This window comes from Halomonas sp. ND22Bw, from assembly GCF_003011945.1.
Classification (GTDB): Bacteria; Pseudomonadota; Gammaproteobacteria; order Pseudomonadales; family Halomonadaceae; genus Halomonas; species Halomonas halophila.
In genome coordinates, this window is record NZ_PXWD01000607.1 from 1 (window position 1) to 288 (window position 288).

A 288-nucleotide genomic window follows, 5' to 3' on the forward strand; every position below is an offset into this window, starting at 1 on the left:
GCCGGATCACCATCGGAAATACGGTCGATGCGCACCGGCTCAATCTCGCCAACCTGCTCGATGCGTCGCTCGACCAGCGCCAGCAGATCATCGGCGCGAGCTTTCTGTCGGTCAGCGACGCCGCGACCGTGATCCGACCCGGCGCGCTGCTCGATGCCTCGGGCACCAGCGCGCTGCTCGACCGCAACGCCGGGCTCAATCCGTCGACCGGCGCGAGTCCCTATCTCCAGGCCTCGAACGGCGGCGCGATCTCGCTCTCGTCCGCGAGCGCACTTTATCTCGACGGCG

General features: G+C 68.1%; 1 protein-coding gene. It reads left to right on the forward strand.

Annotated elements, in window-relative coordinates; all coding sequences use genetic code 11:
- A partial coding sequence (locus CVH10_RS25930) for a hypothetical protein (protein WP_181244537.1) occupies window positions 1–288 on the forward strand: 288 nt, incomplete at both ends.